Source organism: Ectobacillus panaciterrae DSM 19096 (assembly GCF_000430785.1).
Classification (GTDB): domain Bacteria; phylum Bacillota; class Bacilli; order Bacillales; family Bacillaceae_G; genus Ectobacillus; species Ectobacillus panaciterrae.
Genome location: NZ_KE387246.1, coordinates 119,226 through 145,574, shown reverse-complemented (window position 1 = coordinate 145,574; position 26,349 = coordinate 119,226). Strand labels below are relative to the sequence as shown.

Genomic DNA, 26,349 nt, shown 5'->3' with positions numbered 1-26,349 from the left:
AATTTAAAAACAAATTTTACCAAAACAGCATTAAAAAAAGACCTGCGGAAACAAATTTCCTCAGGTCTTTTGAATTATTACTGATATAGCTCTTTATATTTTTTGTATTCCGCTTCGGAGCAAAGTACAAAGTGCTCCGGACGAACTTCGCGCATAACAGGCTCTTCGCTTCCGTAGTTATGCTGTGTCGGATCATAAATGATACGCTTGCGGTTGCGCTCATAATCTGGATCTGGAAGCGGGATCGCAGACAGCAATGATTTTGTGTAAGGATGAATCGGATGTTCGTACAGCTCTTCACTTGCTGCAAGCTCTACAATTCTCCCGTGATACATTACACCGATGCGATCGCTGATATATTTTACCATGGATAAATCATGAGCGATGAACAAATACGTTAATCCTTTTTCCTTTTGCAGCTGTTTAAGCAAGTTTACAACCTGGGCTTGGATCGATACGTCCAAAGCTGAAATCGGCTCGTCCGCGATAATAAATTCAGGCTCAACAGCCAGTGCACGAGCAATGCCGATACGCTGCCTTTGACCGCCGGAAAATTCATGCGGGTAACGGCTTGCATGCTCACGGTTCAAACCTACTGTTTCAAGCAAATCATACACACGCTTCATGCGATCTTCTCTGTTCTTCGCAAGACCGTGAATGTCAATTCCTTCTGCGATGATATCTGCAACTGTCATACGCGGATTTAAGGATGCATATGGATCTTGGAAGATCATTTGCATTTTGCGGTTAAATTTCTTTAACTCTGTTCTTGATTTTTTGCCGTGTACGTTTTCGCCGTTGAACAAAACCTCTCCGGCGGTTGCATCGTACAGGCGGATAATTGTGCGGCCTGTTGTAGACTTACCGGAACCGGATTCTCCTACAAGACCGAACGTTTCTCCTTTAAAGATGTCGAACGAAACATCGTCAATAGCTTTTACAACGCCGCCGCCAACTTTAAAGTATTGCTTTACGTTTTTAATTTCAATTAACTTTTCGCGCTTATCGGCCATTTCGCACACCTGCTTTCATTTGGCGAATACGATTTTGTACGATTTCAGGAGGCTCTACGTTTGGCGCATTTTCATGAAGCAGCCACGTTGCCGCATAGTGTGTTTCGCTCACCTTAAACATTGGCGGCTCCATTTCAAAATCAATCTTTAGCGCACGAGGGTTCCGTGCTGCAAAAGCATCGCCCTTCGGCGGCCTAATCAAGTCTGGAGGAGAACCAGAAATCGCATACAGCTCTTCATCTTTGCCGTCTAAGCTTGGCATGGATGCCAATAGTCCCCATGTATACGGATGCTTAGGATTGTAGAAAATTTCGTCAACCGTTCCGATTTCTACAATTTTCCCTGCATACATTACTGCAACGCGGTCAGCCACGTTTGCAACTACACCAAGGTCATGCGTAATGAAAATAATTGCTGCTTCTGTTTTTTGCTGAATATCCTTCATAAGCTCTAAAATTTGCGCTTGAATCGTTACGTCAAGAGCTGTCGTCGGTTCATCAGCAATCAATAATTTCGGGTTACAAGCAAGTGCCATCGCAATTACAACACGCTGTCTCATACCGCCGGAAAATTGGTGCGGATATTGCTTCAAACGAGCTTCAGGATTCGGAATGCCTACAAGGTCAATCAGCTCAATCGCTACTTTGCGAGCGTCTGCTTTGCTCATCTTTTGATGCTTGATCAAACCTTCCATAATTTGATTGCCGATTGTCATCGTCGGATTCAAAGATGTCATCGGATCTTGGAAGATCATAGAGATTTCTTTTCCGCGGATTTGCTGCATTTCCTTCTCTGGCAGCTTTGCAAGGTCACGGCCTTCAAATAAGATTTCGCCGCCTTTAATACGTCCCGGCGGATTTGGGATCAGCCCCATCAGCGCTTTAGAGGTTACTGATTTACCGGAACCTGATTCCCCTACGATTGCTATAGTTTCTCCCTTTTTCAAGTCAAAGCTGACACCGCGCACTGCAAACACCTCACCGGCATGCGTTTCAAAGGAGATTTGCAAATCTTTAACTTCCAATAGTTTTTCCATATATTTCTCTCCTTTCTGATTTACTTACGCATTTTCGGATCTAGTGCATCACGCAATCCGTCTGCCAATAAGTTCAAGCTTAAGATTAATGAACTGATGACTGCCGCAGGAATGAACATCACGTGCGGATATGTTTGAATGGATTTATATCCGTCACTTACGAGAGATCCTAGAGACGCGAACGGCGGACGAATACCAAGACCGATAAAGCTTAGGAATGCTTCAGTGAAAATTGCTGCAGGAATTGTGAACATTGCCATTACAATAATTGGTCCCATTACATTTGGAATCAAATGCTTTGCTATCAGCTTTCCGTTAGATGCGCCAAGCGTACGGGAAGCCAATACATATTCTTGGTTTTTCAGCTTTAATACTTGACCGCGCACAATCCGCGACATGTTGATCCAGCCGGTAATTACCAATGCTAAAGAAATAGAGATAACCCCAGGCTCTAGAATGATAACGAAAAGAATAACGATAATTAAGAACGGAATACCATTTAATATTTCAGCGATACGCTGCATAATATTGTCGACACGGCCGCCGTAGAATCCGGAAACCCCTCCGTATGTAACACCGATAATCATATCAATTAAAGCTGCTAGCAAACCAATATAGAGGGAAATGCGCGTACCTTCCCAAGTTCTTGTCCAAAGATCGCGGCCCAAGTCATCTGTACCGAACCAGAAGTTCTCTTTAATATCACGCTTCTTATATTGATCTACACCGTACTGGTCCGTACCGTTAAACGGCAGCCAAGAAATTTGCTCCAATACTGGAATTTTTGGAGGAAGCTTTGCACGGTTTAAATCTTGGTCTTTAAAGGAGTATTTGCTCATAGAAGGACCAAAAGCTGCAAAGAATATAACTATAATCAACATGATTAATCCGGCAATAGCGCCTTTATTTTGGAATAGACGTCTTTTTACATCCTGCCAATACGTCAAGCTTGGGCGGACAATTTTCTCGTTCTCTCCCGCGTTTCTATCAGCAGGCTGAAACAAATCTGGAGACAGGTTAACTTGTTTTTCTTTCATTATTCCCATTATTTCTTCCCTCCCGCTAAACGAATGCGCGGATCAACTACTCCATACAGCAAGTCTACAATAAAGATTACGATAACAAACAGTGCGCTGTAGAAAATAGTCGTTCCCATAATAACTGTATAGTCATTCAATCCAATAGAGGTGACGAACTGTTCCCCAAGACCTGGAACAGAGAAAATACGTTCAATAACGAGTGTTCCCGTCATTAAGTTAACGGCCATAGGACCAAGAATTGTGATAACAGGAATTAATGCGTTACGCAATGCGTGTTTGATGATAATGCCTAATTGGCTTACCCCTTTTGCTTTCGCTGTTAAAATATACTCAGAATTCATAACCTCAAGCAGTTCTGTACGTGCAAAACGAGCGATATTTGCAGTTACAAACACCGAAAGGGCGATTGTCGGAAGAATGGTATAGGAGAATCCCTTCCAGAATGCTACAGGCAGCCAGCCTAACTTAACGCCCACATAATATTGCAAAAGAGCGGCGAATACGAAAGACGGTACGGAAATACCGATTACGGAAACGACTGTTGCACCATAGTCGACCCACGTATTATTTCTAAGTGCAGCAACAATACCTAGCAGCAAACCTACAAATGTCCCCAGTACTAAAGCTTGGAAACCTAATTGGGCAGACGGCCCAATACGAGTTCCAATCATTTCTGTTACAGGACGATTGTCATATTTAAAAGATATGCCTAAATCACCTTGCACCAAATTGGACATGTAATGAGCATACTGTACAGGTACAGGGTCATTCAGTCCATATTTTTCCAATATTATCTCTCTTTGCTCCGGTGTCAGCTTCTCTTGGTTTTGCAGTGGAGAACCTGGCAATAACTTCATTAAAAAGAACGTGAATGTTGTAATCAAAAACAAAGTGATAATCATGTAAACGAAACGTTGTAATGTATAACGTCCCACACCAGCACCCCCTCATATTTTACGAAATGTTCTAACAACTTTTCAAAAAAACACCTTTGCTTATATGTAGTAAAAGAAGAGTACATGTCTTCCTGAGACATATACCTACTTGAACTGCTCAAAGTTTAGTATTTTCTTACTTTTTAATATTATCCCACTTAAACTGCTGAAAGTTCAGTATTTTCTTACTATTTAACATGAGCCTACTTGAAGCTGAAGTCTCCGCCGAATTTATGCTCAATAACTCCCTTAACATAATCCTTTTGTAAATACGCTCTTCCGCATTGAATTACAGGAGCAATCGCTGCGTCTTCAAACAGAATTTTTTCAGCTTTTAGCATGTCGTTCCAACGAGTCTGTAAATCAGACGTATCTGTTGTTTTCGCTTTCTTAATTAGATCATCGTATTTGAGGTTAGAATAGCTCATTTGGTTATAAGAGCTGTTTGTTACAAACATGTCCGCGAATATCATCGGATCCGGATGATCAGGATTCCAGCCCGTTAATGCCATATCGTATCGTCCGCTAGACTCAAGCAACAGCTTTTGTGCAAATAGCTGTTGCTTGATTGCTACAGTTAAGCCAGGTAAGTTCTTTTCAAGCTGCTCTTCAATTTTTTTAATTTTCTTAAAATTACCATTACCATAGTTTGGAAATACTGTCAACTCCAGCTTCTTTCTTACCAGCTTCCCACAATTTTTGTGCTTCTTTGACATTTATTTTCACAAATTTACCATTCGCTTCGCGGAAGTCTTTTTTGTCCGGACCTGCTACGAAACCTTTTGGCATTAATCCGTAGCACCGATAGAACCGCTGTTCAGAAGTACGTTTTCGATTCCTTCCTTATAATGGATAGAACGTTGGAAATACAGTTAAGCTTACGAAATACGGTACTGCCGTTTCAAGCTCAATTTCCAATATGTAGTCATCCACTGTTTTTACACCAAGCTGACCGGCCGGCACTTCACCTTTGTTTGTCTTCTCTGTATTTTTTACGTCGAACATAATGTAAGCGCATTCATGATTTAATGCATGCTGCCAAACATACACGAAATTTTTCGCTGTTACCAGGGCGCCGTTAGACCATTTCGCATCTTCGTGAAGCTTGAATACATACTTCTTTTCATCTTCGAGCTTCTCGTAAGATTTTGCAACGGCCGGAACTGGCTTATCATCTTTGTCGAGCGTGTAAAGATCTTCCATCGTGTTGTTCAAGCTTAAAGGAAACAGCGCATAAATGTTAAAAATGCAGAAATGACAAAGCTGGCGAAATTTGTCGCTTGGTTCCTACAATTTCAATTATACATATAATCAGACAATTGTGAACATAGTTTTTTTAGTTTTTATTAAAATTTTTTAGATATAATTATTTTTTTTAGTTTTTCCAAAAAATTCATTTTCATATTTTAAGATAAATAAGTAGATAAAAATACAGCAAAGTGCATAATATTACTGCTTTTTTCATGTAGTGCTGCTTACGAAATTTATAGTATAATATGTACAATGATTTTCCAGCATATCGGAGGTAGAAGCTTTTGAACAGCAACGTTTCTTTGCTTGGAATTATGACAGGAATAGGAATTGCAGCTTCAGCAGCGCTTGCTTTTCTCGTCAATCCCAGTAGTTTTTTGTTGAAATTTGTCGATTTTATGTTTTTAATTTCTCTTCCTTTCGTTATAGTCGGCGGCTTTTTATTTATAATCGAACGGGGCGCATTTAATATTACGCGCTATGCATTTCGAAAGACATTTAATAAAAAAGAAGCTTCTCTTATCGAAGAAGAGGAAGAGCAGCCGCTGGATAATAAAGAGCTGTTATACCGCACCTATTCGTTTCGTCTGACATATCCTATTTTGCTTACAGGAATTGTACTTGCGGTTATCTCCACGATTATGAGTGTTACAGTTTTTGTGTAGCTTGCATTCATTTTGGGAATTTTGCTATAATGTGTTTTAACATACTTTATATTGTGCGATGAAAAAGAAGAGTACATATTGAGGCGGTTTCAGAGAGCTTGTGGGTGGTGCGAACAAGTACTTGCGCAATATGGAATGGGCTTTTGAGCACCAAACCGAACTGACAGTAGGCTTTGGCGTTTCGTCCGACGTTAATGGATTAGAAGTAAGAGATTTTGCTTATGCAAAATAATTAGGGTGGCACCGCGGTCCATTCGTCCCTATGTTCAGGGAGGAATGGGCTTTTTATTATGTTGTTAGGAGGAATTACAATGGCAGTTATCTTTTCAGGCATTCAGCCAAGCGGAACAATTACCATCGGCAATTACTTAGGAGCTATGAAACAATTTACCGAGCTGCAGGAGGAGCATGATTGCTACTTCTGCATCGTGAACCAGCACGCCATTACTGTAGCGCAAGACCCAATCGAATTGCGTAAAAATATTCGCAGCTTAGCTGCTTTATATCTTGCATGCGGCATCGATCCTGATAAATCCACTTTGTTTGTCCAGTCTGAAGTACCGGCGCACGGTCAGCTCGGATGGATTATGCAATGCATCACATACATCGGCGAATTAGAGCGCATGACACAATTCAAAGATAAATCTAAAGGCAAAGAGGCTGTTTCAGCAGGTCTCCTTACCTATCCGCCTCTTATGGCCGCGGACATTTTACTTTATAACACGGAGATTGTTCCTGTAGGCGACGATCAAAAGCAGCACATCGAACTTACCCGCGACTTGGCTGAGCGCTTCAACAACCGCTTCCGCGAAGTGTTCACAATTCCGGAAATCCGTATTCCAAAGGTTGGCGCGCGCGTAATGTCATTAACTGAGCCAACGAAAAAAATGAGCAAATCCGATCCAAATGTAAAATCTATGATCAGCTTGCTTGATGAACCGAAAACAATTGAAAAGAAAATTAAAAGCGCCGTTACCGATTCTGATGGTATCGTAAAATACGATAAAGAAAACAAGCCAGGCGTTTCTAACCTTCTTACCATTTACTCTTCCTTATCTGAAAAAACGATTGAGGAGCTGGAGGCACATTACGCTGGCAAAGGCTACGGCGAGTTTAAATCCGATTTGGCTCAAGTCGTTGTAGATGCATTAAAACCAATCCAAGATCGCTACCACGAGCTGATCAAGTCTCCTGAACTCGATGATATTTTAGATAAAGGGGCAGAAAAAGCAAACCGCGTTGCAATGAAGCAGCTACGCAAAGTAGAGAATGCAATGGGATTAAGCCGGAAGCGTAGATAATCACGAAAAGCGGAATCGACCCGCTTAGCTCCCTCGTCAAAATGTTCTTCACCATCAAAGCCGCTTTTTGGCTTTGTATGGGGAAGGTTATTTTGGCGTTGGGAGCTGGCCAATGGAGCTGGACATCACGAAAAGCGGAATCGGCTCGTTCAGTTCCCCTCACTTTCTATCTTTTAAAAAGATGAGCATTTGTATGCTCATCTTTTTTGTACACAGAAAAAGGAACTCCTCAAAAGAGCTCCTTTTTACCTAGTTGACTTTCTGTTCTTTTTCAATCTCCCACAGCTTTTCAAAAAAAGGTTGTCCTTTTACGAGCCGTTCGCAAAGATTTTCGTGCTTTTCCGTCCAGCCATATTTCGTTTCTTCGTACAGACGTCTCCAAACATCCTCAAACGGCATGTTCTGAACATCTTGATAAGCGCCTGGCTCCCACTCTGTGTACCAGTAACGGATTTCAGAAGGATTTCTTGTTGTATGTAATTGATCCAGTGCCATAAATAGCAATTGCTTCAGCTGTCTTTCTTTTCGTGTTAACCCGCTCATCATGTATGGCGAAGGAGAAAGAATGTGGTGTTCTTTCTTCTCCAACACGGAGCGAAGTTCATAGTGTTCAGTTTGGGCATTCTCAATCATTTCATATACCATTTGTTCTTGCCGAGGAATAAGTCTGCTTTTGCGAATCGGTATATTATATCCAATTGTGTCGACCGCGAGAATGCCTTTGCCGTCTGAAACAACAAAGCAATAATCAAGTTGAAGACGCTCATGATTCTTGCGGATATATGCCTTTTGATGTACGTCTTCCAATAATTTGGCCGGAAGCTCCAACAGCTCATTTTCAATATAATGGTACAGGATGGAATCTACCTTTAATAAAGGAACTTGGTCTAACAGTTCAATTGTGTCATCCTTACGCCATTCGTAAAAATGGCAGACATTATAACCATTCTCTTCACCTTCAAACCAATTTACCCATACATCATGCAGATACAACATGTCTTACCCCTCACTTCACAACTGTTTGTAGATATCAGTATGGTCACGCTCTGGGAAGTTTATTCCACAGAAGAGAATATATTCATCTTACTTACTTATATTTTCTTCATTTCTCTTCATTTTCATGCTTAGAATCTCTTACTTTTATATGAAATCTTATGACACCAAACTCCAAATATGTATAAGAACCGCTTATCACGTATGATTAGCGGCAAAGGATACAGCATATTTTAAAATATCCCGCGATTTCATGTTTAAAAGTTTCTTCGTTTGAAAGTTCGTATGTTTGATACAATCGCTTACGATATGATAGCCAACGCAATATCCGAGCATTTTCGGATAAAAACGCAAGCCGTTCAGCAGCTCTTCATGCTTTCTCGTCCCTTTTTTGCAATCTTTATCATCAGCTAGAAACCGATGCCAAAGATAGATTGCTTCTTTTTTCGTATAATATCGAACCCAGGCTGCATGATAGGTTTCTGTATGACGCTCTGCAACTGCTGCTTCCGCCAACCCCTCTAAAATAACAGTATCAAGCAAAGTATATTCTTTTTCTTTCTTGCGCAGCACATGCAGGCGGCTTACATGATGATATTCGTGTGTTAACATCGCTTTCAGCTCTTTAATGGAATTTTGACTGGACACAAACAAGAAAATGCATGTATTGAAGGCGAGACCGGCTTTCCCGTTATATTCACGCTGCATATATCTGTTATGTGAATCGGAAGGCAAAATGAATACAGGTACATCAGGTCCATTGAACCAGCTGCGCAGTTCACTATATTCCCGCTTCAATTCTTTCCATATGTTTTGCTGATGGAGCTTTTTGACCTCTTCTATTCCGTTTCTGACAGGACGGTACATCCCTCTGGATAAAAGATAATCATACGTGGCAGCTGGCGAGAGCGATATATGTTTTTTAAAGTTTCTGCAAATCTCTTCAGGATCTTTATAATGTTCTTTCAGCCAAGTGTAGGTATCGACAATTCCCATGCTATCCCCCTTTTGACCCCGTTCTGACCGTCCGATTTTAATGCATGCAAGTGGCAGAACGGACACTGGGAGTCCGATTAGTTCGACTGGCATTAGCGAGCCCCCCCGCTAATGAAGTTTCACCTTATACATATGCCAACCGAAAGGAGAATGATTCAATATAAATAAAAAAACGTGCAGATATCTGCACGTTTACTCGTATTTCTTGAATACCAATGCGGCATTATGTCCGCCAAACCCTAAGGAGTTGCTCAATACCGCGCGTACCTCCTGCTTTCTTGCACTGTTTGGAACATAATCCAAATCACATTCCGGATCTGGTGTTTCATAGTTAATTGTCGGCGGGATAACACCATCTGTAATAGCTTTAATAGAGAAGATTGCCTCTACGGCACCTGCTGCTCCAAGCAAGTGGCCCGTCATCGATTTTGTAGAGCTGACCGCTACTTTGTAAGCATGCTCACCGAATACTTCTTTAATCGCCATTGTTTCATATTTTTCGTTTGCTTCCGTACTTGTTCCATGAGCGTTAATGTAATCCACATCATTAGGCTTCAATCCGGCATCGTCCAATGCTTGGCGCATCGCACGCACGCCGCCTTCTCCGCCTGGTGCAGGCAGTGTAATGTGGAATGCATCTCCTGTCGCACCGTAACCTACGATTTCCGCATAAATGTGGGCTCCGCGCTGCAGGGCATGTTCTAACTCTTCCAAAATGAGAATGCCCGCTCCTTCTCCCATGACGAAGCCGCTGCGGTTCTTGTCAAACGGACGGCATGCCGTTTTTGGATCTTCATTGAAGGATAACGCTTTTGCAGAGCTGAAACCAGCAAACGCCATATGCGATAGAGGTGCTTCCGCTCCTCCTGTTACCATCGCGACTGCATCGCCGCGCTGAATTACTTTAAAAGCGTCTCCAATTGAATTTGCTCCAGATGCACACGCTGTTACTGAACAGGAATTGATTCCTTTCGCTCCTAATGCGATGGACACTTGACCTGCCGCCATATCCGGAATCATCATCGGTACGAAGAATGGGCTCACGCGTCGAGGTCCTTTTTCCAGCAAAATGCGATGCTGTTCTTCAAATGTTTCCATACCGCCGATTCCAGAACCGACCCATACGCCAATTTTAGGCGCGTTTTCTTCTGTAATTTCCAATTTCGCATCCTGTACTGCCATTTTAGCAGCCGCTACCGCATATTGTGTGAAGCGGTCCATTTTACGTGCCTCTTTTTTGTCTACATACTCTTCCACGTTAAAATCACGAATCTCAGCCGCAACCTTTGCCGGATATTGCTCCGGATCTAAGCGTGTAAGACGTCCTATACCGGACACGCCGTTTACGACACTCTGCCAAGACTCTTCTGCATTCTTTCCTACTGGAGTAATAGCTCCCAATCCTGTAACTACAACACGCTTTTTTTCCATCACTCTCAACTCTCCTTTACAATCTTATCTGCCCCAGCGAAGAGCTACCGCTCCCCAAGTTAATCCGCCGCCGAATCCCACAAGAACGACGATATCATCGTCTTTGATTCGTCCGTTTCTCTGCTCTTCTGCAAGTGCAAGCGGGATGGATGATGCGGATGTATTGCCAAACTTCGCAATCGTCTTACTCATTTTTTCTTCTGGTAAATCCAGGCGTTGTCTCGCCGATTCCATGATACGGATATTTGCTTGATGCGGCACAAGGAAATCTACATCTTCTTTTGTAAGTCCCGCTTTCTCCAATACGCGGACAGAAGAATCCCCCATTTTTCGCACTGCGAATTTAAAGACCTCTCTACCGTTCATGCTAATGAACTCGTCTTGATATAAGTGAATTCCGCCTGTTCCATCTGCACCAAGCTCGAATGATAAAATACCTCTCCCTTCCGAAACAGGTCCCATTACCGCAGCTCCAGCTCCGTCGCCGAATAGCACCGCTGTATTTCGGTCACTCCAATCGGTAATCTTAGATAGTTTGTCACTTCCTATTACTAGGATATACTTATAAGCACCCGTTTGGATAAATTGCTGTGCCGTAATCATTCCGTACATAAAGCCGGCACAGGCTGCGCTAACATCCATCGCTGCTGCATGCTTTGCCCCAAGCTGTTCCTGAACCATGCATGATACAGTCGGAAACGGACGGTCAGGCGTTACCGTCGCAACTAAAATTAATTCGATTTGCTCAGCACTAATTCCTGCATCACGAATCGCTTCTCTTGCTGCCTCAACCGCCATATGAGACGTATTCATATCATCTGCAGCAATGCGGCGCTCCTCTATTCCAGTCCTAGTCCGAATCCACTCATCTGATGTATCTACGATTTTTTCTAAGTCTTGATTGGTTACGATTTTTTCCGGTACGTATCTCCCAATTCCTAAAATGCCCGCATTCACACGGCATCCCTCCACTTTATATCAATTATTATGACTTGGTACTAATATTATCGCATGATTCTCCATTTGTCTATATGAATGAGAATGAAAAAGCCGGCATATTTGCCGACTTCATTCTTCCTTCTCTGTCAAAGCTTCTTCTCTTCCCAGCTCATATGCATCATTCATTACCTTCATTAGCAGTTCGAGAACAGGCTGTGCTTTCGCCATATCCACCTCTACGCCGCTGCCTTCTAATACAGCTTTCGCTTCCGGTAAATACTGCAGAGCGATTTGCAGAAATTGCATGTTTTTTTGCGGATTCATGATTTATCTTCCTTTCGTGCTCGTTTCTCTTCATATTATACCAGACACTGCATATTTATGTTGAGCATTATATCGGAAGAAAAAACGTTCGATTCTTTTTAAATCGACGTAGAGCATCTGCAAAGTATAGTAGCGATCCAAGCCTTTAAGGCGCTTTCTCATGTGTCTTTTTACTAATCATTTAGGCTTGTGTTATATACTGCGAACAGAAGGAAGGAATGGAAAGCATTGGCGCGGAATTTTATACTTATCTAAAAAAAGAAGCAGCGAGTGCTTCCTTCCTTTATCCTATATATAATGCCTGATATTTCTTCATATGAAGCATTTGCTGCTGCAATCCCTCTTTCAAGGAGTATTTCGGCTGAAATGGATAGCGAGGAACGCTCTTTTTTTCTATTTGTTTTCCTCGAATCACAATCTTATTGCTCCCGTTCAATAAAGCTACGCCTTTATGCCACAATCCCGTTTCTCCGCTTCCTATATAATAGGCGCCCGTCTGCTTCTTTTTTCCGAATTCATATAGGCATTCCGCCACGTCCGTCACATATAGAATGTCCTCATTGTTTTCTTTCACTTCAATATTTACATCGCGCTGCATCATCTCGGTTAAAATTAATTGATGGTATGTCATAAAGTCAGGCTGCCATGGGCCATATACAGCAGGCACCTGCAAGATTGCGCAATCTCCTCCGGACGTTTCAGCCAGCTTCTCCATCTCATAAAAAAAGCTTCCATTTCCGGTTCCTTCTACACCCTTTTCGTCATAAAAGCGCGCTGTTGCTGCGCTTGCAGAGGATAATAAAACAAAGCGTTTGCCATGCTTTTTACAAAGCGACAACGTACGCTGCAAGTATGAATGGACAGTTTTTTGGTTTAGGATTTCTGTATATTGGTTGGGCTCGCATAAGCAAAAATACACAACATTAAACTCACGCATCTCCTTCCAAGCTTCCCGTTCCTCCAGCGAACGATACGCAAATCCGGCATGACGGCCGATCAGCAGCAGCTTTTCTTCGTTCATTTCAGACGGACGGAACAAATCATCTGTATCAAAAGCCAGTACCTCTGCCTCCTCTGTCAGCAGCTTCTGCACGAGATGATAACCGATAAATGTCAATGCGCCGATTACAACCGCTCCTCTCATCCTTTATCCCCCCTGTTGTATGTACACCAGCTTCCTATGTATTAGGAAGCTAGTCATAAATACGTTTCATACTTTTTAAAAAACTGACTGATAGAACCTGTCATTTTATATTTATTGTCCTGCAAGTGAAACGAAAGCGAAATGGGATTCCCTTCTTTTTGCCTCTTCTGTTCATATTCCCGATAAATTAACTTTCGTTCTTTGCGCTCATGGATGGGAATAAACATTTTTACTGGGACAGAAGACGCATATCGGTGAAATGATTTTTGCACGGTTGCCTGCCGAATCTTTTCTTCCGTTGTTTCATATGCTATCTGCAATTCGCGCATCAGCCGTTTATAGAAAAATTTATGTTCCTTTTCAAGCTCCAGATGAGCAGATAAATCCAAACATGGATTGAACATAACAGACGAACGCACCAATTCCGGCATACTGTGCATGATTTCCAGGGCAACGAGAGCGCCCATCCCCTCTGCTATCATATGAATCTTTTCATTTAAAATTTCCTTTTTCATCACAATATGATACAACCGCTTTGCTAACTGAACAGCTTTCTCCGAGCCCCAGTGCCGGCCGTACAGATTGGAAGAAAAAATGGTATAACCCTGCTTGCGCAAATCCTCCAGCATCTGTGCCTTGCCGATATGCTGCATCCACAAACTTGTACCATTCTCAACAAAATAATTATAGTCCCCTAATACCAATACTCCGAATCCATTCGGCTTTTCTGGCAGATGAATGACGCACGGCTCTTGTTCCAGATAAAAGAAACGTTCCATTATACACATATCTCCCCCGCCCTAATGCCAACATGAAATACATTCTTCTATAATGTATGTGAAAAGGCGGAATTTGCCCTAGTACGCAAAAATATTTTCTATATTCCCCCGGTCTTTGTGTTACAATAGGGGGGAATTGAACAATAAGGGTGTGAAAAGCATGCGTTTCATTTGGACATTCATCTGGTCATTTTTCCTCATGCAAATGGCTAGTTACGTAATCGGTGCCATGACAGGCACTACATACGACTTCGTACAAGCTACAATGCTATCAGTTGTTATGAGCGTCTTGGTAATCGTTATCTCCGCTGTACTACCGAACGAACCTGTAGAGCAACATCACTAAGAAGAAGCTGTCAAGAGGACAGCTTCTTTTCGTTTATAAGAGGAATGAAAAAAATCCTTTCTTTTTAGATTGGTGTAGCGAATCCGCCGAGCATAATAACGGTCAAATCCCTTCAGACGCTTTTCCCTGTGTCTAAAAAAAGAGGCCCCATATTAATGAGACCTCTTGCATCTTATACAGTTTTCACGACAAGCTCCCCGTTTTCCGCATCAACCGCAACCGTACTATTGTCCCGAATCGTTCCGGCAATCAATGCTCGTGCCAGCTTCGTTTCAATTTGCCGCTGGATATATCGCTTCAACGGCCGAGCGCCGTATGCCGGGTCAAATCCTGCTTCCGCCACAAATGTCTTGGCTTCATCTGTCAAACGAAGCGTAATGTGCCGTTCTGTAAGACGCCCTTGCAGTTCACTCATAATTTTGTCAACAATGCGAGTAATTTCTTTCGTCGTTAACGGCTTGAACAAAATGATTTCATCCACGCGGTTCAGAAACTCCGGACGGAAATGGCCGCGAAGCTGGCTCATCACTTGTTCGCGTGCTTCTTCTTTTATGCTTCCATCTTCGTCTAATCCCTCTAACAAGTAGTGAGAACCAATATTGGACGTCATGATAATGACCGTATTCTTAAAATCCACTGTTCTGCCCTGTGAGTCAGTTACACGGCCGTCGTCGAGCATTTGCAGTAAAATGTTAAATACTTCCGGATGCGCTTTTTCAATCTCATCAAGCAAAATCACAGAGTACGGCTTGCGGCGGACTGCTTCCGTCAGCTGTCCTCCTTCTTCGTATCCCACGTATCCAGGAGGCGCACCGATTAAACGAGACACCGCATGCTTCTCCATATACTCAGACATGTCGATGCGGATGATTTGCTCTTCGCTGTCAAACAGCGATTGGGCTAGTGTTTTCGCGAGCTCCGTCTTTCCGACGCCTGTAGGACCGAGGAAAATAAATGAACCGATTGGACGGTTCGGGTCTTTGATGCCGGCCCGTGCCCGCAGAACTGCATCCGCGACAAGCTGTACAGCTTCTTCTTGTCCCACGACACGGTCAGATAAAATTTGTTCCAAGCGAAGAAGCTTTTCCCGCTCTCCTTCGACAAGCTTCGTGACTGGAATACCGGTCCATCTTGATACGATGCTTGCGATTTCCTCTTCCGTTACTTCTTCGCGGAGAAGACGATTCTCGCTTTGCTTTTGCATCGTTTCTTCTTCCGCTTGCTTCAACTCTTTTTCAAGCGCAGGAATCCGTCCGTGGCGAAGCTCAGCCGCTTTGTTCAAATCGTAATTCCCTTCAGCTTCTTCCAGTTCACGGCGCAAACGTTCTAATTGCTCGCGCAAACCGCGCACTGTTTGAATTTCTTCTTTTTCCTGCTGCCACTGCGCCCGCATCGTATGCGCTTTGTCCTTCAATTCCGCCAATTCGCGCTGCAAGGTTTGCAGGCGCAGCTTGCTTGCCTCGTCCGTTTCCTTGCTTAACGCCGCTTCTTCAATTTCAAGCTGCATCATGCGGCGCGTAACTTCATCCAGTTCCGTCGGCAGCGAATCGATTTCTGTACGTATAGTTGCACATGCTTCATCAACTAAGTCAATCGCCTTATCCGGCAGAAAACGGTCCGAAATATATCTATCGGATAATGTTGCCGCTGCAACGATAGCACGGTCATGAATATTGACACCATGATGAATTTCAAACCGTTCCTTTAAACCGCGCAAAATCGAAACCGTATCTTCGACTGTCGGCTCCTCTACTAATACTTGCTGGAAACGGCGTTCTAATGCCGGATCTTTCTCGATATATTTTCTGTATTCATCAAGCGTGGTTGCCCCAATGCAATGCAGCTCGCCGCGCGCCAGCATCGGCTTCAGCATATTGCCGGCATCCATGGCTCCTTCCGTTTTTCCGGCACCAACAATCGTATGCAGTTCGTCAATGAACAGAAGAATGCGACCTTCGCTCTTTTTCACTTCATTTAATACAGCCTGCAGACGTTCCTCAAATTCCCCGTGGAACTTTGCACCTGCGATAAGAGAACCTATATCGAGGGAAAAAACGGTTTTATCCTTCAGCCCCTCCGGCACATCCTTGCGAACAATACGCTGTGCCAAACCTTCCACGATGGCAGTTTTACCGACACCCGGTTCACCGATCAGCACCGGATTGTTTTTCGTTTTACGTGATAAAATGCGAATCACTCGACGGATTTCACTGTCTCGTCCGATAACCGGATCAATTTTGCCTTGGCGCACCTCTTGCACGAGGTCACGCCCATATTTTTGCAGCGCTTCATAAGTAGCTTCCGGATTTTGACTCGTCACGCGCTGATTCCCCCTTACTTCCATTAATGCACGAAGCAAATGCTCCTTTTGTATATGATGCTTTGCAAGCAGCCTTCCAATGTCGCTTCCAGGTTTTTCATCGCACACCGCAAGCAGGACATGCTCAATTGATAAATAGTCATCTTTTAAGCGTTTCTTTTCTTCCTCTGCTCTCACGAATAACTGCCCGAGAGCAGACGTAATATATATCTTGCCGGCTTCTGCGCCGCTGCCCGTCACTTTCGGTTTTTTATCCAAAAGCAACTGCACATCTTCAAAAAAGCGTGTTGCGTCTATGTTTAATTTCTGCAGAATTCTTCTTGTTAACCCATCTTCTTGCTCAAGCAATGCCGAAAGAACGTGAATCGTGTCCACCTCTTGATGCTGGTGAGACGTCGCAATTGACTGCGCTCTTGAAACGGCTTCCTGTGTCTTTTGCGTCATTTGATTCAAATCCATCTTTTTTCCCTTCCTTCACTAACTTTGACTTTTTTTGACCTTTAGTTATATTATATACAAAATTTGTTATTTTACAAACGAAAAGCGCAGCCGGCTTGCCCTGGTGCAGAACCTAAGGTTCTCCGCCCTAAAAAGCGCTTTTTGCTTTTTTGCGGCGGAGGTTCTTAGGTGGCAGCACCTAGCCGGTGGAGCTAGACACCAACGAAAAGCGTAGCCGCCGACGTGCAGAAGCGCTCAAACCTTTGTAGTGGTTCATGCAAGGGTGTAAACCAGAGCGAAGAAGCATGCAATACTCCCTTTTGGCTGCACATAGCACACGGACATGTCGAAATTATCATTCACTCATATACAAAAACGTCTCCTAAGAGAAGACGCTGAAAAAGTCTGTTTAAAGAGAAAAAGAAGCTAATCACCTATTATATATAGATGGTTAACTTCTTTTCATTTTCTGTATGTTGATGAAAATCCCCATTCTTTACTCAAAGCAGATACTTTTTCAGCAGCCTCCCCCTAAGGAGACGTTTTTTTATTTGAATTTGCTCTTATATGTCCATTGACGATTATGATTGGACGTGTCCGGAAACACATCGCCCGTATTTAGCTTGATCATTTTCGGTTTCTTTACCATGCTGCCGGTTTCGCCGATTTCCACGTATGTTCCATCGTTCGGCGCTTTTTGCCCTGGGCGGAATCGATGACTTTGACCCATGTGCGTCTCTCCTTCCAAGAAGTATTATACGCTTAGTGTGTCCCGCTTTTCTTGTTCAAAAGCTGTTATGTTTAGGAAATTGTGAGCGCTTCATATGCTGCGGCGAGCTCAATAAGATTGTTCATGCTGCCGATTGTAAACTGTTCTGTTGCATCGTAATGGTCTGCAGGCAATGACATGCGTACCGCGTTGCTCAAGCCCTTGGAGATGAACGGAAGCAAGAGATGACTCGGCCATCGTGAGCATCCCGCTGTTCATGCAGAAACTTGCATACGGCACCTGCTCCCTTTGCTTTAACAGCGTAAAAAACGTCTCAAGAATCGTTTCTCCCAATTCATCGTTCCCTCGTACGCGCGTACTCGAAGACACTAAAAGGACTTTGTTCTTCAAAACGTTCCCCTTCTTTTTCCGCAACGGGTAGACAGCAAAAGCATAAAAGGCGTAAGATGAAATTGTAAAAATATTTCAAACAAAAGGTGAAACTATGCGAAACCAACATTTAATTGCGGTAGATTTAGACGGCACGTTATTAAAGGACAATAAGACGATTTCCGCTCGAACAAAAGCTGCCCTGCAAAAAGCGCGGGCGCAAGGACACCTTGTTGCAATTTCAACGGGGCGTCCATATCGGGCAAGCAACGTATATTACCAAGAGCTGCAGCTCGATACACCGATAGTCAATTTCAACGGCGCATACGTTCATCATCCGTTAGACTCTTCTTGGGGAACATATCATACTCCTTTAGAATTAAAAACAGCAAAAGCAATTGTAGAAGCATGCGCCGGGTTCGGTGTGAAAAATGTATACGCGGAAGTGATTGATGACGTATATGTGCGGCAGATTGACGAGGGCATGAAGCATATCTTCCAGTTCGGTTCTCCTAAAGTGTATACAGGAGATTTATTGCATATTCTAGAGGACAGCCCGACATGCTTGCTCATTGATACAAATGAACATGAGGTAGAAGCAATTCGCCGGCATCTGACAGATGTACACGCAGAAGTAATCGATCACCGCCGCTGGGCTGCTCCGTGGCATATTATTGAAATTGTAAAAAGCGGCATGAATAAGGCTATTGGCTTACAAAAGCTGACTGACTATTATGGCATTCCCAAGGAACGCGTAATTGCGTTCGGCGATGAGGATAATGATTTTGAAATGATTGAATTTGCGGGACGCGGTGTTGCAATGGGCAACGCGATCGACCAGCTGAAGTCTCTTGCGAACGACGTGACTCTTTCCAATGAAGAAGATGGGATTGCGATTTATTTAGAGGAATTACTTGGCTTGTAATGCTTTCCACTTATACTCCCTTTTTAGCGGCACATACTATAGAAGACACAACAACGTGTCGCTTCAGCTTTCCTTATAAAAAAGGGGGAATACATGATGGGTAAGAAGAACAAATCGAAACGTTTTGTACAGCAAGGTTCCGATTCTGTGACGAAGCATGATCAACAATTCCCTTACCGGCTGACGCTGGCAGCAGCAGAGGCTCAAAAAGAACGAGATGACTCTTCTCTTGGAGGTATTTAATGGGCAACATGCTATTTCAACAAGCAAGAGATGCAGTGACACAAGCAGTGCAATGCTCTGACAGTGCCGAGCAGAAAAGCTTGACAGAAAAGGCGAAAAACGCTCTTTCTTCTGCATACGCAAACTCTTCCACTGCCGAGAAGACACAATTGCGTGAAATGCAGCAGGAGCTGCAGAGTATTTCAACCATAGAATAAGAAAAAACGAGAACCCTTTCAGGTTCTCGTTTTAATCTTTTCGGAACAAACCAAGCACACTTTCTGTATGTACAACATTCGTAAACGCGTTCGGATCTACTTCATGAATAATTCGCTGCAAATCATACAATTCATAACGGGTGATAACAATCATCAGCATTTCTTTGTTTTTATTCGTAAACGCACCTGTCGCAGGCAATGTAGTAATGCCCCTTACAAGATGCGAATGAACGGCTTTTCGCAATTCGACGCCTTTTTTTGTGACGATGAACGCAGTGAGTTTCACATGGCGTGTATGAATCGTGTCGATGACACGCGTGGATGCATATAATGATACAAGCGTGTACAATGCCTTCTCCCATCCGTATAAATAACCTGCTGTCAGAATGATAAAAGCATTGAATATAAAGAAATATGTACCAAGCGGTTTATCCTTAATACGCGACAAAATCATTGCCACAATATCCAATCCGCCTGTTGAAGCGCCCCATTTCAGCGTTAAACCAACTCCGATGGCTGCAATTACCCCGCCAAACACTGCATTTAAAATAATATCGGTCGATACGGTCTTAATAGGTATGATTTCCAGAAACAGCGTGGTAAAAGCGATGCTGATAAAGCTGAACAGCGTGAACGATTTTCCGACCTTTATCCACGCTAAAATAACAACAGGAATATTAAATATAATGTACAATATACCAGTTGAAATGCTGATCGCCGTAAAATCGCCGAGCACGCGTGACAAAAGCTGCGCCAAGCCGGCAAAGCCGCTTGCATATACGTTGGCCGGAATTAAAAACAAATTCATGGCAACGGCATTCAACACGCCTCCAAGCAGCACAATAAACAGCTTCTTCGCAAGCTCTGCATAGTTCAATTTAACATCCAAACTTACGTCCTCCTCCCACTGCCGCCTCTTCTTATACATAGTCTGTACGGAAACGGGGAAGCTAAACACAGAACCGTACAAGGAGGTATAAGTATGGCAAAGACAAGCGACAACGATAAAAAAGCAAAAGATAATAACGCAAAAAGGCATCAAAAAAATATGAAAGCAGCTGAGAATGCCCGCCGCGGCAAGAATTCTTATTCTGAGAAAACAGATCATTTATAAGAAGGACTTAGCACGGGAGAAGCCCGTGCTCATTTCTTTTTAGATGGCATAGTGTGCCTGCCAAGTTTAGCTGCGGTCAAAGCCTTCACGATGCCCTCTCCTATGTTTTTTGCTGAACACACAGGTTTATTCTTTTATATGTCATATACTGCACGCCTGATGTTTAAAAGAAGGAGCCGAAAACATCGCAAGCGCAACCATCCAAAATACAGCTATACATCCTCGGATGCCACATTGTTTATCACGCAAGAAAAAACCCTGCATCAGCAGGGTTTTTCTTATCTTTTAAAGTACGTCCAGCCCTCTTCTTGGTATACTTTCCCATCTTTCATAAGCTTGCCGAGAGCGCGCTTGAACGCTGCTTTGCTCATATTGAAGCGCTCTTGGATATCCTCTGGAAAACTTTTATCCCAATAAGGCATCGCTCCGCCGCGATCTTCCATATAGCTGTAAATCGTCTGCGAATCCTCGTCCATTCCTTCTTGTTTACGAGGCAGAAGCGAAACGTTGATAGTCCCGTCTTCCTTTACATTAATAATGCGGCCTGATACACGCTCGCCCATGCACGGCTCTGCTTTGCGCTCTGTATGATGAATAAAGCCGATAAAATGCTCGTCCGTGAAAATGGCAGAGCCCTCGTGCATCGTTTTATAAATACGGCCGCTTATATTTTTATTATGCATCGATTCAGTTGCAGCCACAGCCAATTCCTCAATCTCTTCATCCGCAGCTCGAATCGCTATTAAATTCCCTCTGCCTGTCGCCTTTAAGCGGCAGTACAGCTCATCTCCTTCATTCGGCCATACGCCTCTATATCCTGGCAGTTCGTCGTGCGGCATCAAAATATCCTTTGAGACGCCGATGTCGACAAATACGCCTGAACGAGGCATAACTTTTACAACCTTTGCCCAGTTATAATCCTCTGTCGTGATAAGCGGCGTTTTCATCGTAGATGTAAGACGTCCTTGATGATCGTAATACAAGAACACATCGATTGAATCTCCTTCTTCGATTTCGCCTGCCACTTCGTTTCTATGTAAAAACACTTCTTCTGTGCCGTATCCTACCATATAGCCGATTTCCGTTTCGCGGAGCACGGTCACCATTTGAATACTTCCTGGTTGCAGTATCATAGCTACATCCCTTTCTTAATTAAATATCCTCTTCCTAGTGTGCCAAACAACGAATCATTATAACATGTTTTTTCCTGCATTTGTCCATTTTACCAAATTTCCTTATAATGAAGATAGACAAGTTTGATGGAGGTGTCCTTATGTCAAAAGAAAGTTCATTTGATATTGTATCCAAAGTAGAAATGCCAGAGGTTACAAACGCGGTAAGTCTTGCCTTGAAGGAAATTCAAACCCGCTACGATTTTAAGGGAAGCAAAAGCAATATTTCCCTTGAAAAAGAAGAGCTTATTCTCGTTTCTGATGATGAATATAAGCTTGGTCAATTAAAGGATGTGCTGATCAGCAAGCTCGTGAAGCGCGGCATCCCTATTAAAAATATGGACTACGGCAAAATTGAAAATGCCTCAGGCGGAACAGTGCGCCAGCGCGCATCGTTGAAGCAAGGCATTGATAGAGATAACGCCAAGAAAATCAATAACATCATCAAAGATTTAAAGCTTAAAGTAAAAAGCCAAGTACAGGACGACCAAGTTCGTGTAACCGGCAAAAACCGTGATGATCTGCAAGCGGTCATTGCAGCAGTTCGCCAAGCTGATTTATCAGTTGATGTGCAATTTATTAACTATCGTTAACAAAAAAAGCGCCTCACGTGTGAGGCGCTTTTCTTATTGCTTGCTTTTCTTTGCTTCAGCAATTTCATCCACAAGCTTTTCTGCCGCTTTTCTATATAAATTGCTAATGTTGACAAGCGAGGCAATCAATAAAACTTTCTCTAGATATTCCGCATTTTCATCTTCCATCTTCACCGCTTCTTCATTTGCCCCTTTAGCCCGATCTTGTATATCCTCTTTGAAGCTCTCTACATTTTTAGTGAAGAGACTAAGGTAGCTATTATATAAAGCATCTAAATTGAAATTCCCTTCAAGTATCTTTTCGTTTATCCCGTCCAATACAGTCTTTATATCATTTATAGATAATGCACCTTTTAACTGATAAATGAAGCTGATTAAAATAAGATGCTCCTTCGAATACTTTTTATTTTTAATGGGAACAAGCAGCTTCCCTTTGGCATAGTTGTTAATCATCGTTTTTGTTAAAACCTTTTCATCTTCATTTCTTGTCGATTTGCCAAATTTGCTTTCGAATAACTGAATCACCTGATCCATGTACAAGTCTATTTTAGGGATATCTTCCAACCTAATGTTATTTTCCACGTTAAGCTGCTCGAGCATATCATCTAATTTTCCCACAGTAAAACACCTATTTCCTCATTTTATAGCATTTATTATAGCTTAGATAAATTCCTAAGTAAATATTGACTACATATCATTATACGTATAATATTATATGTAGTATCAATAACTACATATAATGGTTAAGGGGGATTTTTATGAAGTATTATATTCGGGAACCGATTAACGGACTTACACATTTAGCCGGCGCCATTTTATCCTTTGTCGCCCTGCTCGCTATGGTAATTAAAGCTTCCGTTACTACAGCATCCGCAGTTGCGATAACAGCTGTAATCATTTTTGGAGTAAGCATGATCCTTCTCTACTCTGCTTCCGCAACCTACCATATGGTAATCGCTAAAGATCATGTCATCGCATTTCTCAGACGCTTGGACCATTCCATGATTTTCGTGTTAATCGCGGGCTCCTATACGCCTTTTTGCCTGATTAGCTTAAACGGAACGACAGGATGGATCTTGTTTTCGACCGTAGTCTTTGTAGCTTTATGCGGAATCATTTTCAAGATGGTTTGGTTCGCTTGCCCAAGATGGCTGTCCACAGCCCTGTATATCGCGATGGGATGGATGATCGTTTTTGCCGCTTCACCGCTCGCTGCAGCTTTAAGCGCTAAAGGCCTGTTCCTATTAATGCTTGGCGGAATTTTCTATACAATCGGCGGAGTTATTTACGGGGTTAAGCCAAAATTTCTAGAATTCAAATATATGGGCTTCCATGAGATTTTTCATATATTCATCCTGCTTGGAAGCTTGGCTCATTTCTTATGTGTGTTTTTGTTTGTAATTGGATGAGGTTTATGAAAATAAGGTGCAGGGCAGAGATATGTATCTGCCTTGCACCTTAAAATACGTTTGAACTATTGATATGATCATGTTCCATATGAAATTCTGTTTCAATGATCTTCCACTTATCTACTTGAAATAATCGTTTTATAGCCTCACACCTTTTCCCTTATGACAAATGCAACCGATTGCGCTTTTATCGAGAAACAGCTATGTTAAAACGTACATAGCTGACCCCTATCAATTTGTTTGCATGTTTGCCGCTTTACAATCTTATACGGTACAACAATGCTTCTAGACGATTGCTGCGGAGACTCAACTTTTTCAATTAAGCTCTTGGCAGCTTCGAAGCCGAGCTGAAAAATACGGATATCCACAGAGGTTAACGGCGGGCAGGCAATTTCCGAGAAAATAACGTTGTTAAAGCTGATGACCGAGACGTCGTCAGGCACACTGTAGCCTTTTTCTGAAAGAGTGCTCAACACCCCGAGAGCCATTAAATCGTCCGTTACGACAATCGCTGTAGGAGGCTGTTCGTATGACATAAGCTGTTCGACAGCCTCCTGTCCTCCTTCTCGTAAAAACTCCATGTAGAAAACGTATTCTTCCGGCAATTGAAGATCGGCAAGCTTGATGGCCTCTTTAAAGCCCGTCAGCCGTTCTTTCGTTACCATAAGATCCGGACTTCCTCCGATAAAAGCAATTCGCTCATGACCGAGAGATTAAGTATTCGGTCACCTCTCGACCAGCCAAATAATTATCGTTATCAATATATGTAATCTCTTCGCTGGAATGGTGCGGCTTTCCAATCAAAACAAATGGAAAGCTTTGCGCTTCATTCGGACAGTTGTGAAGAATCAATTGCATGCTTTTCCAGAATGATTTATACGCACCCGCTTCATCTGTCCAATAGTTTACCCAGCTTCCCTCCGGTAAATAAACAATTCTTTGATTTGTGTCCGGACGCGAAAATTATTGTTTATGCTCTCTGCTCTTTCTTTTAACTAACAGAATGAAAATTATAAACAGCACACACATACCAATCAATGAAAAAATAAAGGGCAAATTGAGCCCTGTTTTCTCTGCAAGGGCGTATACGTTCGCTTTTTCACGATCGATGACGAGCGTATATCCGTCCTTTTCAGAACGAACAAGATCATCTTCCAACAGACCACGGAGCTCTTTATTTGTTTCCAGCTGCTCTGTTGTAAAGTGGACTTTTTGTGCTTTCGTCGTATTATTGATTGCGACAACAATCGTTTCATTCTTATAAGTACGTTTAAATACACTCATTCCGTCTTTGTCATACAGCAAATCAAATGTACCGCGGCGCAAGGCAGGAAGCTGATTGCGCAGTTCCCCAAGCTTGGTAATAAACCCTAAAAACTTCTCATCTGTGTTAAAATCCATTAAACGGCGGTTATCCGGAGCTTCTCCCCCGTCAAGCGCGATCTCTGTTCCATAGTACACAATGGGAATCCCGGGAGATGTATATAAGTATGTGAGCGCCAGTTTCAAACGCGTCGGAGGATAATACTTATTCTCCTTAGCAACCCGCGTAAAACGCTTTACATCATGGTTATCAATGAATGTGCCGAGCATGTAAGGATTCTTGTAGAATTGTTCATCTCGCTTCCATTCATTATAAAGACGGTCTGCTGATACATCCGGCTTGCCAAAAGCGTCTGTAATTTCTTTTTGATAAGGGAAATTCAAAAATGCATCAATTCCCGTTTCTTCATAGGCTGCGATATACGTCGGATCGTTGTTAGATACTTCACCCATTAAGAAAAAATTCGGCTTTACAGATTTCACTTCTTTGCTAAACTCACTCCAGAACTCTTTCGGAACATGTTTTACTGCGTCTAAACGAAAGCCGTCTACATCCGTTTGTCGAATCCACCACTTCGCATTATCAATAAGAAACTTCTTCACTTCTGGATTTTCTTGTTTTAAATCAGGCAGTCCGGCCAGCCACCCGTTTTCTACAGATTGTTGATCCTCACCAAGAATGGGCTGCTTCTCATGGTACCAATCCTTTTTTGTAGGATCGTTCAGCCACGGATGCTTATATCCCGTATGGTTCCCGACAAAATCAAGAATTATCTTCATATCGCGCTTGTGCACTTCTTTCACAAGCTGCTTCAAGTCTTTCATGGATCCGAAATGTTCTTCTACCTTAAAGTAATCATTTGGCCAATAGCCGTGATATCCGCCCTCTTCATTATCGACGACCGGCGTCAGGCAAATCGCTGTAAATCCCATCTTTTGAATATAATCAAGGCGCTCGATAATCCCCTGCAGGTCGCCCCCATTATACGCTTTCAAATTTGTCGGATCCACATTGTAATCATTTTTCTTATCCCCATTGTTGAACCTGTCGACCATAATGAAATATATTATTTCATCCTGCCAAGTTCTTTCTTCTTTTTCAGCAGCCTTCGCAGACTGTCCATAAAAAAGAAGAAACGGGATTAGCAATAGCGTCATCACTCTTTTGCACATCTCCGCTCCTCCTTCCTCCCCCACTATTCTTTTTCGTACCCCCAGCTGTTGAACTGAAGTACTTTTGCAATGACAAGAATAGTATAGCAATTGGAACTGCAATTAGGACAGACCTTACGGAAAATTTCGTGAATTCATTTCTGTTTCACA

The 26,349-nt window shown here is 42.7% G+C and carries 27 protein-coding genes, 3 pseudogenes and 1 other annotated feature; of the genes and pseudogenes, 9 read left to right on the top strand and 21 right to left on the bottom strand.

Going from position 1 to position 26,349, the window contains the following annotated elements; all coding sequences use genetic code 11:
• Window positions 1-77: 77 nt before the first annotated feature.
• The 5 genes and pseudogenes from H540_RS0123165 to H540_RS32580 form a co-directional block, all read right to left on the bottom strand.
• Complete coding sequence (locus H540_RS0123165; RefSeq protein ID WP_028402582.1) at window positions 78-1,013, bottom strand: ABC transporter ATP-binding protein; 936 nt, start codon at window positions 1,011-1,013, stop codon at window positions 78-80.
• On the bottom strand, window positions 1,003-2,049 hold the full coding sequence (locus H540_RS0123160) for an ABC transporter ATP-binding protein (protein ID WP_028402581.1): 1,047 nt from the start codon (window positions 2,047-2,049) through the stop codon (window positions 1,003-1,005). The genes H540_RS0123165 and H540_RS0123160 overlap by 11 nt, the downstream gene beginning before the upstream one ends.
• Window positions 2,050-2,069: 20 nt before the next feature.
• Window positions 2,070-3,089, bottom strand: a complete 1,020-nt coding sequence (gene opp3C / locus H540_RS0123155; RefSeq protein WP_028402580.1) for an oligopeptide ABC transporter permease — start codon at window positions 3,087-3,089, stop codon at window positions 2,070-2,072.
• A 5-nt stretch (window positions 3,090-3,094) separates the two neighbouring features.
• On the bottom strand, window positions 3,095-4,024 hold the full coding sequence (gene opp3b / locus H540_RS0123150; RefSeq protein ID WP_028402579.1) for an oligopeptide ABC transporter permease: 930 nt from the start codon (window positions 4,022-4,024) through the stop codon (window positions 3,095-3,097).
• A gap of 203 nt (window positions 4,025-4,227) precedes the next feature.
• A pseudogene (locus tag H540_RS32580) lies at window positions 4,228-5,239 on the bottom strand (peptide ABC transporter substrate-binding protein); the annotation flags it as partial.
• A gap of 350 nt (window positions 5,240-5,589) precedes the next feature.
• Between H540_RS32580 and H540_RS0123130 the strand changes: the two are divergent.
• Window positions 5,590-5,940: a DUF3899 domain-containing protein gene (locus H540_RS0123130; protein ID WP_034671816.1), complete on the top strand. Its 351-nt coding sequence runs from the start codon at window positions 5,590-5,592 to the stop codon at window positions 5,938-5,940.
• Window positions 5,941-5,989: 49 nt separating this feature from the next.
• Window positions 5,990-6,205 (top strand) — a binding site (T-box leader).
• Between the two features lie 46 nt (window positions 6,206-6,251).
• Window positions 6,252-7,241, top strand: a complete 990-nt coding sequence (gene trpS / locus H540_RS0123120) for a tryptophan--tRNA ligase (protein WP_028402575.1) — start codon at window positions 6,252-6,254, stop codon at window positions 7,239-7,241.
• A gap of 249 nt (window positions 7,242-7,490) precedes the next feature.
• Here trpS and H540_RS0123110 read toward each other — a convergent pair whose 3' ends face one another.
• From H540_RS0123110 to H540_RS0123080, 7 genes are all read right to left on the bottom strand, one after another.
• The gene (locus tag H540_RS0123110; RefSeq protein WP_028402574.1) at window positions 7,491-8,237 is read right to left on the bottom strand and encodes a YjbA family protein; all 747 of its coding nucleotides are present in this window, start codon (window positions 8,235-8,237) and stop codon (window positions 7,491-7,493) included.
• Window positions 8,238-8,432: 195 nt separating this feature from the next.
• Window positions 8,433-9,230 (bottom strand): DUF2268 domain-containing putative Zn-dependent protease, encoded by a 798-nt coding sequence (locus H540_RS0123105; protein ID WP_028402573.1) that lies wholly within the window; start codon window positions 9,228-9,230, stop codon window positions 8,433-8,435.
• A gap of 192 nt (window positions 9,231-9,422) precedes the next feature.
• Window positions 9,423-10,661, bottom strand: a complete 1,239-nt coding sequence (gene fabF, locus H540_RS0123100) for a beta-ketoacyl-ACP synthase II (RefSeq protein WP_028402572.1) — start codon at window positions 10,659-10,661, stop codon at window positions 9,423-9,425.
• A 24-nt stretch (window positions 10,662-10,685) separates the two neighbouring features.
• Window positions 10,686-11,618, bottom strand: a complete 933-nt coding sequence (locus H540_RS0123095) for a beta-ketoacyl-ACP synthase III (RefSeq protein ID WP_028402571.1) — start codon at window positions 11,616-11,618, stop codon at window positions 10,686-10,688.
• A 111-nt stretch (window positions 11,619-11,729) separates the two neighbouring features.
• Window positions 11,730-11,924, bottom strand: a complete 195-nt coding sequence (locus tag H540_RS0123090; protein ID WP_028402570.1) for a ComZ family protein — start codon at window positions 11,922-11,924, stop codon at window positions 11,730-11,732.
• 283 nt (window positions 11,925-12,207) lie between these two features.
• The gene (locus H540_RS0123085) at window positions 12,208-13,068 is read right to left on the bottom strand and encodes an NAD-dependent epimerase/dehydratase family protein (protein ID WP_028402569.1); all 861 of its coding nucleotides are present in this window, start codon (window positions 13,066-13,068) and stop codon (window positions 12,208-12,210) included.
• A gap of 53 nt (window positions 13,069-13,121) precedes the next feature.
• On the bottom strand, window positions 13,122-13,856 hold the full coding sequence (locus tag H540_RS0123080) for a lipase family protein (protein ID WP_028402568.1): 735 nt from the start codon (window positions 13,854-13,856) through the stop codon (window positions 13,122-13,124).
• A gap of 151 nt (window positions 13,857-14,007) precedes the next feature.
• On the opposite strand from H540_RS0123080, the gene H540_RS0123075 reads away from it, so the two are divergent.
• Window positions 14,008-14,193 carry a YjzD family protein gene (locus H540_RS0123075; protein ID WP_028402567.1) on the top strand — a complete coding sequence of 62 codons (186 nt, stop codon included), beginning with the start codon at window positions 14,008-14,010 and terminating at the stop codon, window positions 14,191-14,193.
• A gap of 172 nt (window positions 14,194-14,365) precedes the next feature.
• Here H540_RS0123075 and clpB read toward each other — a convergent pair whose 3' ends face one another.
• The 3 genes from clpB to H540_RS30705 all read right to left on the bottom strand — a co-directional run bounded on the left by clpB (window position 14,366) and on the right by H540_RS30705 (window position 18,071).
• Window positions 14,366-16,972, bottom strand: coding sequence for an ATP-dependent chaperone ClpB (clpB, locus tag H540_RS0123070; RefSeq protein ID WP_028402566.1), 2,607 nt, complete (start codon window positions 16,970-16,972; stop codon window positions 14,366-14,368).
• A gap of 526 nt (window positions 16,973-17,498) precedes the next feature.
• Window positions 17,499-17,681 carry a YjzC family protein gene (locus tag H540_RS0123065; RefSeq protein ID WP_028402565.1) on the bottom strand — a complete coding sequence of 61 codons (183 nt, stop codon included), beginning with the start codon at window positions 17,679-17,681 and terminating at the stop codon, window positions 17,499-17,501.
• Window positions 17,682-17,789: 108 nt separating this feature from the next.
• Complete coding sequence (locus tag H540_RS30705; protein WP_425388167.1) at window positions 17,790-18,071, bottom strand: hypothetical protein; 282 nt, start codon at window positions 18,069-18,071, stop codon at window positions 17,790-17,792.
• 94 nt (window positions 18,072-18,165) lie between these two features.
• Between H540_RS30705 and H540_RS0123055 the strand changes: the two genes are divergently transcribed.
• The 3 genes from H540_RS0123055 (at window position 18,166) to H540_RS0123045 (ending at window position 19,415) form a co-directional block, all read left to right on the top strand.
• A complete protein-coding gene (locus tag H540_RS0123055) occupies window positions 18,166-18,975 on the top strand; it encodes a Cof-type HAD-IIB family hydrolase (protein WP_028402564.1) in 810 nt (269 codons plus the stop codon).
• A gap of 96 nt (window positions 18,976-19,071) precedes the next feature.
• A complete protein-coding gene (locus tag H540_RS0123050; protein WP_028402563.1) occupies window positions 19,072-19,218 on the top strand; it encodes a hypothetical protein in 147 nt (48 codons plus the stop codon).
• Window positions 19,218-19,415 carry a DUF3813 domain-containing protein gene (locus tag H540_RS0123045; protein WP_028402562.1) on the top strand — a complete coding sequence of 66 codons (198 nt, stop codon included), beginning with the start codon at window positions 19,218-19,220 and terminating at the stop codon, window positions 19,413-19,415. The genes H540_RS0123050 and H540_RS0123045 overlap by 1 nt, the downstream gene beginning before the upstream one ends.
• A 31-nt stretch (window positions 19,416-19,446) precedes the next feature.
• Here the strand turns inward: H540_RS0123045 and H540_RS0123040 are convergent, their stop codons facing one another.
• Window positions 19,447-20,304: a YitT family protein gene (locus H540_RS0123040; protein WP_028402561.1), complete on the bottom strand. Its 858-nt coding sequence runs from the start codon at window positions 20,302-20,304 to the stop codon at window positions 19,447-19,449.
• A 93-nt stretch (window positions 20,305-20,397) separates the two neighbouring features.
• Between H540_RS0123040 and H540_RS32575 the strand changes: the two genes are divergently transcribed.
• Complete coding sequence (locus H540_RS32575) at window positions 20,398-20,529, top strand: DUF3941 domain-containing protein (RefSeq protein WP_081415249.1); 132 nt, start codon at window positions 20,398-20,400, stop codon at window positions 20,527-20,529.
• A gap of 278 nt (window positions 20,530-20,807) precedes the next feature.
• On the opposite strand, the gene H540_RS0123030 is transcribed toward H540_RS32575, so the two are convergent.
• Window positions 20,808-21,662, bottom strand: a complete 855-nt coding sequence (locus H540_RS0123030) for a CvfB family protein (protein WP_028402560.1) — start codon at window positions 21,660-21,662, stop codon at window positions 20,808-20,810.
• A gap of 140 nt (window positions 21,663-21,802) precedes the next feature.
• Here H540_RS0123030 and H540_RS0123025 point away from each other — a divergent pair, with 140 nt between their 5' ends.
• Window positions 21,803-22,294 carry a YajQ family cyclic di-GMP-binding protein gene (locus H540_RS0123025; protein WP_028402559.1) on the top strand — a complete coding sequence of 164 codons (492 nt, stop codon included), beginning with the start codon at window positions 21,803-21,805 and terminating at the stop codon, window positions 22,292-22,294.
• Between the two features lie 33 nt (window positions 22,295-22,327).
• Here the strand turns inward: H540_RS0123025 and H540_RS0123020 are convergent, their stop codons facing one another.
• The gene (locus H540_RS0123020; protein ID WP_028402558.1) at window positions 22,328-22,912 is read right to left on the bottom strand and encodes a DUF1836 domain-containing protein; all 585 of its coding nucleotides are present in this window, start codon (window positions 22,910-22,912) and stop codon (window positions 22,328-22,330) included.
• Window positions 22,913-23,052: 140 nt separating this feature from the next.
• Here H540_RS0123020 and trhA point away from each other — a divergent pair, with 140 nt between their 5' ends.
• Complete coding sequence (trhA, locus tag H540_RS0123015) at window positions 23,053-23,703, top strand: PAQR family membrane homeostasis protein TrhA (protein WP_028402557.1); 651 nt, start codon at window positions 23,053-23,055, stop codon at window positions 23,701-23,703.
• 206 nt (window positions 23,704-23,909) lie between these two features.
• On the opposite strand, the pseudogene H540_RS30700 reads toward trhA, so the two are convergent.
• The 3 genes and pseudogenes from H540_RS30700 to H540_RS32570 all read right to left on the bottom strand — a co-directional run.
• Window positions 23,910-24,525, bottom strand: a pseudogene (locus H540_RS30700) (substrate-binding domain-containing protein); the annotation flags it as partial.
• Between the two features lie 141 nt (window positions 24,526-24,666).
• On the bottom strand, window positions 24,667-26,199 hold the full coding sequence (locus H540_RS0123005; RefSeq protein ID WP_028402556.1) for an alpha-amylase family glycosyl hydrolase: 1,533 nt from the start codon (window positions 26,197-26,199) through the stop codon (window positions 24,667-24,669).
• A gap of 28 nt (window positions 26,200-26,227) precedes the next feature.
• A pseudogene (locus H540_RS32570) lies at window positions 26,228-26,338 on the bottom strand (sugar ABC transporter permease); the annotation flags it as partial.
• Window positions 26,339-26,349: the final 11 nt, after the last annotated feature.